Here is a 7,682-nt window from a genome sequence, read left to right as displayed (position 1 = left end):
CCAGTGTCCGTCGTCCACCTCAATCCGGAAAAGACCATCAGTGATGGCGCCCGAGTAGAGGAAACCGTGCTGCAAAAGAAAGCAGCATAACGACTATATTAGGCGACAACTAGCTTGACGGCCACCGCTAGAATGATGGAGTCAACGTCGATTTATTCCAAAGGTCAATATGACTCCACTTGGAGCTCTCGACTCACCACTTCTTCGCCAGTAGTTGGCAAAAAAAATGATGCCAGTTTTCCCTTTGGCCCTGACCTGCCAGTCTCTACCCGTCACGCTAGTGGGATTCATCGGAAGCCCGCAGAATGGTAGACGCTTGAGCCAGTCTGCGAGCTCGGCAGCACGCAGCGCGGCTTTTTTCTCGCTAATGCGTGTATTTGCGCCGTTGAAGGATTTCATTTCAACGCCAACACCATGCAGGGCGACACTGACCTTGATGGCGCACTGATCCTCATACGTCAACTCTCCTTTCTTAGCCACGACCTTGCCACGCTCGATGACATCATCTGGCCAACGTTCCTTCGAAGGATGTTCGCCTGGGTACGCCGCCCAAATGTCCGCGAATTTCGCTGCCGATACGTCGATTTTGCACACTGAGCCCTGAGTGGTATTTGTTCGCACACGAGCTTGCTGTACAAGTGGCTTGGTCATGCCACACCCCCATCCATTTTGACGAGGGCGTCGTCCCCCCCAATACACCGTGTATTCATCTTCGCCACAGGTGTCGATGCGCGGGAGCATGCCGTCGGCCCCTACCTTCCCTGAAAATGTGCGCCCATCCATCGTTTCGACAAAGTACGGCACATCCTCGATCGTGACTGCAATGAGTCTTGTTTGCTCGTCGTAAGGGGCCTCATCAGGTTCTAGTGGCTTAACTCCAGCCCATGCCCCATCGGCATTAAGGAAGTGTTTTTCGCCTATCCCTTCGCCCGATTCATTCCCCACGCCGTCAATGTCATTGAGCGTTGCTGTGGTCTAATTTGCCCGGACACCTCAATAGGTGGAAAATCCACCATCTGAGGAGTAATACATGGCAACAAGAAAACGGAAGACATTCGACCCCAGCCTGAAGTTGGAAGTCGTTCGAATGATCAAAGAGCAAGGGCAGAGCATCCAAAACGTCAGCGAAAGCATGAGCATCCCAGCAGTGGAACGGCCTCCATGTAGACCGTGTTTCACAGTACTATCATGTTGAGCACCATGCCGAGCGCGTCTAGCTGGTCTTCCTGCGTTCGCGGTACTGCTGCCGCAACTCGCCGCGCTTGCCATGAAAAACGGCGCGGGCGACGCTGTGTCGCCCCTCGCCTCGTCAGCGTGCCACCAATATTTGAATGTGGCGCCAGCGGTCTAGCCCGATCGTTCCGGTCTACTGCAACTTGGAAGGTTAGTAAATTAAAATTCAATGACAAAGAAAATCGGAAGCACACTCAGGCAAATCCCTCTTGGTATCTGGATGCTCGGCTTCGTAAGCATGCTGATGGACATTTCTTCGGAAATGGTGCACAGCCTGCTGCCGATGTTCATGGTCGGCGTACTCGGGGCGAGCGCCCTCACAGTTGGAATCGTCGAAGGTCTGGCCGAATCGACCGCTTTGATCGTCAAAGTGTTTTCAGGGACGCTGAGCGACTACCTTGGCAAACGCAAGGGACTGGCGTTATTCGGCTACGCATTGGGTGCCTTGACCAAGCCACTCTTTGCTGTGGCGAATACGACCGGAATGGTGCTGACGGCCAGGCTTCTGGACCGAGTCGGCAAAGGCGTCCGGGGCGCACCACGTGACGCCCTGGTCGCCGACCTTGCGCCGCCCACCTTGCGCGGCGCGGCCTTTGGCCTGCGCCAATCCCTCGATACTGTTGGCGCATTCCTCGGCCCACTGCTGGCGGTCGGGTTGATGCTTCTGTGGGCGAACGATTTCAGAATGGTATTCTGGGTTGCTGTGATCCCTGGTGTATTGGCTGTTGCCCTGCTGTTGTTTGGCGTGCGCGAGCCGCGGCAGCACCAGAACGGTAAACGCACCAATCCGATTCGCCGCGAGAACCTGAAACGCCTCGATGCTCCATACTGGTGGGTCGTCGGAATAGGCGCGGTCTTTACGTTGGCAAGGTTCAGCGAGGCGTTTCTTGTCCTGCGCGCTCAACAGGGCGGCATCCCCATTGCACTGGTGCCCCTGGTGATGGTTGCGATGAATCTGGTTTACGCCGTGTCTGCATATCCTTTCGGAAAACTCTCCGACCGCATGAGCCATTCCAAACTGCTCGCGCTAGGTCTCATCGTTTTAATTGCCGCCGACTTAGTTTTGGCCATTGATGACCACTGGGCTATCGTGTTGGCCGGTGTTGCGCTATGGGGCGTACACATGGGTATCACGCAGGGGCTGCTTGCGACTATGGTCGCGGATACGGCGCCGGCCGATCTGCGCGGCACGGCATTTGGAGTGTTCAACCTGATGAGTGGCATCGCCATGCTGGTCGCAAGCGTTCTGGCGGGGCTGCTCTGGGATCGGCTTGGAGCTTCGTCCACATTTTATGCCGGCGCCGTCTTCTGCGTAGTAGCGCTCATGGGCCTGGCAAAGTATCAGAGTGGTACTTCTTCTAAATAAGCCGCTTGGGAGTAAGAGCACCTTAAACCGGTTTTCCTTTCCACTGCAGTCCCCGCGAACGATTTGCCGCCGTCGAAGCGATGTTGCGTAAAATCGCAATAGGATTTATCGGAAAGTTGTGCGCCGGATGGCGCCCGCGCTTGGCCGGCCGCCAGTTGAAAGGATGATTATGTTAATACAAACGTATGCTGTGAACGGTGAATTCGGGACTACGTTCATCGCGCAGACAGAAATAGACGCGCTCGGGCTAATGGTGGCAGCGGAGTCGCGCGAGCAAGAGGCTCGGAGGCGTGGGCGTGTGTGGACTGCTGGTGCAGTTCCGTTCTTCGCTCAGGAACTGATTACGGCGATGAGGGCGCGGAAACCAAGAAAGGAGCTCGAGCTCGAGGCAGTGAACGCGGCCATGTCCGCCTGGCTGTGCGATTCAATCTACGACGGCGTCACTGCGGAGCAATTCATAGCGTCCGACCTGATCTTTACTGTGCTTCCGGGTGGAGCTGTCAAGTATGATCGTGTACCAGCCGGATCGATCAAGCCGGAAACTTAGACGGTGAAGATACGTAGTCTCTAAAGCCAACGCAGCTGGAATCGGTTAAAAGTCGGTAATTGGCTTTCTTTCGTGTGTGAAGTTGAGCCTGTCCCGAGGTCACTGTCCAAGCACTTTACGAATCGCCCGGCCGAACCCGACGTCAAAAAGTGTACGGCCCAGGTCATTCTTGATTTCGCCGTGGCTGCCTTCTATCAATCCGCGTGCTTCCAAAAATTCGGCAGAAACTGCTTTCTGCAGAGCTTCCCGTTCGGAAGGTGTCAACTGTGCCACCATGCTCAATACGGCCACCGGTCGCTCCCCCGTGGCGGACGCTACGGTCGCGCCTAGTGGGCGCCGGTCCACAGTGTAGTTGCGTATGCGCCTTTAATATGTTGAGTTGGTTCTTCAACTTATCACGCTCGGCGATGATGGCCTGCATGATGGATCGGATGGCCGGGTCGTCAATTCTCATCAAATATTCGTAACTCGCCAATGCTTTCGAAGGTTTTGGAAGAGGCGGACCAGCATAGGCAGCCCACGCTTCAATCAGCGTCCGGTAGTCCGCGGACGGGGCGTTATAGAGAGCACGGCCCTTCAGAATGGCTTGCGCTTCTGCCAGGCGCCCGATGGCCGGCAAGGCGAAGTCGCGGGAGCCACTTTGGTGTTGAGCGCGGCATAGCTCATGAATCTTCGCGAGATTGCGTTGGCGCTGAGCGCGGCCACCTTTGGCGAGCAGCGACTCGAGTACAGCGTCGGGGTGAATCTGCGTGAACCCGATCATTGCGCGCTCTCCATAAGTGAGCGTGGGCGGTGCGGGATATCATTTTTGACGACGTCGGGCAGCAGTGTTGCGAGGTCGATGCCAAGGTGCCGGCTCAGACTCACGCCGGCGTCCAATAATCTGATCACCTTCCTTTCGCCAAGCGCCGGGTTCGCAGGGTCCATTTGCTGCGAGAGCTGGCGCAAAAAGGCGTTGCCAAAAATTAGCTGATCTGCCTCGCTGAGCAGCATGAAGACGGGCAGCATGTCGTCACGGTAAAGAACAGCGTCGAGGAGCTGGCTGCGTCGGAACACCGCCTTTCCGGGCTCCAAGTCGGGATACACCTCGACGTTCTGACAAACCCCTGCGAGTTGCAATAACTCCGACTCGGTCTCTTCGAAAGCGAGATGAACATCACCGACCGTTCCAGCGGTTATCAGCTGCATGCCATTCCCCTGTGACGCGTCGAGTGCCGCCTTGCAGCGTTCAATCAGCCGGTAGCACGCAACCAAGTCTTCAGCTGTCAACGGCGATTTAAAACTGATACAGTTTTCGTAGTGCCAGCGATTTATAACTGATACACCCCCGTCGCTGAACACAGTCCGTATTCAGCCAATTTCTGCAACATGCGCACCGACCTGGACACCTTGGACATCCATGTCAAGCTACGATCGTGACTGCGGTGTAAGCAGTCTAGTAAGGGCTCCAACACTCCCACTGGCGTAATTAATACCGGGACCTCGGTGTAGGCTCCTGTTGCGTCGGCATACACCCTTGCTTTTGCCGTGACAAACATGGGTGGTTGTTCTCAAGTAGCTGACCGTTTTAGGAAGGCACACAACCACGCTTCAGCCCTGTTTTTTGCTTCATAGTTTCTAAGCTCAATTGCATCGAATGCAAGAGTAGGGTTTAGCTTTCGAGTTGGCAAGACAAAAAAATACCCCTGCGAGAGGGGTATTTGTTTGGAGACGGTCCGAAAAGCGCCAACTATGTATCGCCGGTTGGGGGTATATACGAATCCGGCGTTTCCTGGCGCTTCCTGCGAAGGCGCAATGACGACTTGCTATCGCCTCGTATTTACGCGGACAGCAGCTGGCGCAGCACGAACGGCAGGATGCCGCCATGCTTGTAGTAGTCCACTTCGATCGGGGTGTCGATGCGCAGCAGGACGATCACTTGCTGGGTCTCGCCGTTGGCGCGGTGGATCACCAGGGTTGCGAGCTGTTGCGGCTTGATCTCGCCTTCCAGGCCGCGCAGGTCGAACGTCTCGTTGCCGACGATGCCGAGCGACTGCACGCTGTCGTCGCCGATGAACTGCAGCGGCAGCACGCCCATGCCGACCAGGTTGGAGCGGTGGATGCGCTCGAACGATCGGGTGATGACCGCCTTCACGCCCAGCAGCTGGGTGCCCTTGGCGGCCCAGTCGCGCGACGAGCCGGTGCCGTACTCTTCGCCGCCGAACACCATCGTCGGCACGCCGTCGGCCACGTACTTCATGGCCGCGTCGTAGATCGACATCTGCTCGCCCGACGGCTGGTGGACCGTTATGCCGCCTTCGACCGCGGAACCGTCGGCCTTGGCCGGGATCATGCGGTTCTTGATGCGCACGTTGGCGAACGTGCCGCGCATCATGATTTCATGGTTGCCGCGGCGCGAACCGTAGGAGTTGAAGTCTTCCTTCATCACGCCGTGCGCCTTGAGCCATTTGCCGGCCGGGCCGTTTTCCTGGATCGAGCCGGCCGGGGAGATGTGGTCGGTGGTGATCGAGTCGCCGAACACGCCGAGCGCGCGGGCGCCGGAGATGCCGGTGGCGGCCGCTTTCGGAATCATCTCGAAGTCGCCGAAGAACGGCGGCTCGGCGATGTAGGTCGATTCCGGCCAGTCGTAGACCTGGCCTTCGGTGGTGGTCACTTTTTCCCACAGCTTGCCCGGTGCGCCCTTGACGTCGGCGTAGTTGGCCTTGAAGACGGCCGAATTCATCGCGTGCTTCATCAGCGCCGACACTTCTTTCGAGGTCGGCCAGATGTCGCCCAGATAAACGTCGCGGCCTTCCTTGTTCTGGCCGACGGGTTCCGTCATCAGGTCGCGCGTCATGTTGCCGGCGATCGCGTAGGCAACCACCAGCGGCGGCGAAGCGAGGAAGTTCGAACGGATGTTCGGGTGGATCCGCGCTTCGAAGTTGCGGTTGCCCGACAACACGGCCGAGGCGACGATGTCGTTGTCGATGATCGTCGTGTTCATCTCCGGCGTCAGGTCGCCGGCGTTGCCGATGCAGGTGGTGCAGCCGTAGGCGGTGACGCCGAAGCCGAGCTGTTCCATGTACGGCAGCAGGCCGGCGGCGGTCAGGTATTCGGTGACCACGCGCGAGCCGGGCGCCAGCGACGTCTTGATGTGCGGCGCGACCGTCAGGCCCGCTTCAACGGCCTTCTTGGCCAACAGGCCGGCGGCCAGCATCACGCTCGGGTTCGACGTGTTGGTGCACGAGGTGATCGCGGCGATCAGCACGTCGCCGTTCTTGACGTGCACGCCATTGCTGGTCTGGTACACATTGGTCAGGTCGGAGGCAGCCTTGTTGAAGCCGTTTTCGGTGGTCGGCTTGGAGAACAGCTCGGCGAAGTTCGCCTTGACGTTGCCAAGTTCAATACGGTCCTGCGGACGCTTCGGGCCGGCCAGCGACGGCGTGACGGTGGCCAGGTCGAGCGTGACGACGCGGGTGTAATCGATGTCGCCGGCTTGCGGCACGCCGTACATGCCCTGCGCCTTGTAGTAGTTCTGGAACGCGGTGATCTCGTCCTTGGTGCGGCCGGTGCCTTCGAAGTATTCGACGGTGGCGTCGTCGACCGGGAAAAAGCCCATCGTCGCGCCGTACTCCGGCGCCATGTTGGCGATGGTTGCGCGGTCGGTCAGCGACAGCGATTCGGTGCCGTCGCCGAAGAACTCGACGAACTTGCCGACGACTTTTTCGCGGCGCAGCAGTTCGGTGATCGTCAGCACCAGGTCGGTCGCGGTGCAGCCTTCGCGCAGCGCGCCGATCAGGTGTACGCCGACGACGTCAGGGGTCAGGAAGTAGACCGGCTGGCCGAGCATGCCGGCTTCGGCTTCGATGCCGCCGACGCCCCAGCCGACCACGCCGATGCCGTTGATCATGGTGGTGTGCGAGTCGGTGCCGACCAGCGTGTCAGGGTAGAACACGCCGCCGGCGTTGTGCACGCCGCGCGCGAGGTACTCGAGGTTGACCTGGTGGACGATGCCGAAGCCCGGCGGCACCACGCCGAAGGTGTCGAACGCCTGCATGCCCCACTTCATGAACTGGTAACGCTCGTTGTTGCGCGAGAATTCGAGCTTCATGTTGAGGTCCAGCGCGCCCTTTTCGCGGAAGTGATCGATCGTCACCGAGTGGTCGACCACGAGGTCGACCGGCACCAGCGGCTCGATGTTCTTCGGATCGAGGCCCATCTTGGCGGCGACGTTGCGCATCGCCGCCAGGTCGGCCAGCAGCGGCACGCCGGTGAAGTCCTGCAGTACGACCCGCGCCACCACGAACGGGATTTCATCGGTGCGCTCGCCGTTCGGGGCCCAGTTCGCCAGTTGGCGGACGTGTTCCTCGGTGACCTTCTTGCCGTCGCAGTTACGCAGCACCGACTCGAGGACGATGCGGATCGATACTGGCAGGCGCGAGATGTTCACGCCCAGGCTTTTCTCCAGGGCGGGCAGCGAGTACAGCTGGCCTTTCTTGCCGGCCGACAGTTTGAAATCCTTGAGTGTGTTCAGAGTGTTGCGGGTCATGGCCTCTC

At 58.8% G+C, this 7,682-nt stretch carries 5 protein-coding genes and 2 pseudogenes; 1 reads left to right on the top strand and 6 read right to left on the bottom strand.

All coding sequences use genetic code 11. The features are described 5' to 3' along the window. Positions 1 to 141 precede the first annotated feature (141 nt). Together CR105_RS29105 and CR105_RS28010 are read right to left on the bottom strand one after the other, a co-directional pair. Positions 142 to 945, bottom strand: a complete 804-nt coding sequence (locus tag CR105_RS29105) for a T6SS effector amidase Tae4 family protein (RefSeq protein WP_229414097.1) — start codon at positions 943 to 945, stop codon at positions 142 to 144. Between the two features lie 233 nt (positions 946 to 1,178). Then, positions 1,179 to 1,306: pseudogene (locus CR105_RS28010) on the bottom strand (Tn3 family transposase); the annotation flags it as partial. A 96-nt stretch (positions 1,307 to 1,402) separates the two neighbouring features. Between CR105_RS28010 and CR105_RS24010 the strand changes: the two are divergent. Then, positions 1,403 to 2,599 (top strand): MFS transporter, encoded by a 1,197-nt coding sequence (locus CR105_RS24010; RefSeq protein ID WP_099792958.1) that lies wholly within the window; start codon positions 1,403 to 1,405, stop codon positions 2,597 to 2,599. Positions 2,600 to 3,245: 646 nt separating this feature from the next. On the opposite strand, the gene gmtX (CR105_RS29285) is transcribed toward CR105_RS24010, so the two are convergent. From gmtX (CR105_RS29285) to acnA, 4 genes and pseudogenes are all read right to left on the bottom strand, one after another. Further along, on the bottom strand, positions 3,246 to 3,491 hold the full coding sequence (gene gmtX / locus CR105_RS29285) for a gamma-mobile-trio protein GmtX (RefSeq protein ID WP_267873913.1): 246 nt from the start codon (positions 3,489 to 3,491) through the stop codon (positions 3,246 to 3,248). A gap of 70 nt (positions 3,492 to 3,561) precedes the next feature. Next, positions 3,562 to 3,909: pseudogene (gene gmtX / locus CR105_RS29280) on the bottom strand (gamma-mobile-trio protein GmtX); the annotation flags it as partial. Beyond that, entirely contained in the window at positions 3,906 to 4,334 is a 429-nt protein-coding gene (locus CR105_RS23995; protein ID WP_229414095.1) for a hypothetical protein, read from the bottom strand. The gene CR105_RS23995 and the pseudogene gmtX (CR105_RS29280), both read right to left, overlap by 4 nt. A 631-nt stretch (positions 4,335 to 4,965) precedes the next feature. After that, positions 4,966 to 7,674: an aconitate hydratase AcnA gene (acnA, locus tag CR105_RS23985; protein WP_099792954.1), complete on the bottom strand. Its 2,709-nt coding sequence runs from the start codon at positions 7,672 to 7,674 to the stop codon at positions 4,966 to 4,968. Positions 7,675 to 7,682 lie beyond the last annotated feature (8 nt).

It is taken from the genome of Massilia eurypsychrophila, assembly GCF_002760655.1.
In the GTDB taxonomy this organism is placed as follows: domain Bacteria; phylum Pseudomonadota; class Gammaproteobacteria; order Burkholderiales; family Burkholderiaceae_D; genus JAFCUW01.
The sequence above is the reverse complement of the archived record's forward strand: the minus strand, read 5'-3'. Positions and strand labels throughout refer to the sequence as shown.

Excerpts from the sequence above, each read along its gene's own strand:
- CR105_RS24010 (WP_099792958.1), top strand. The coding sequence starts at position 1,403 with ATGACAAAGAAAATCGGAAGCACACTCAGGCAAATCCCTCTTGGTATC.
- CR105_RS23995 (WP_229414095.1), bottom strand. The coding sequence starts at position 4,334 with ATGCAGCTGATAACCGCTGGAACGGTCGGTGATGTTCATCTCGCTTTC.
- acnA (WP_099792954.1), bottom strand. The coding sequence starts at position 7,674 with ATGACCCGCAACACTCTGAACACACTCAAGGATTTCAAACTGTCGGCC.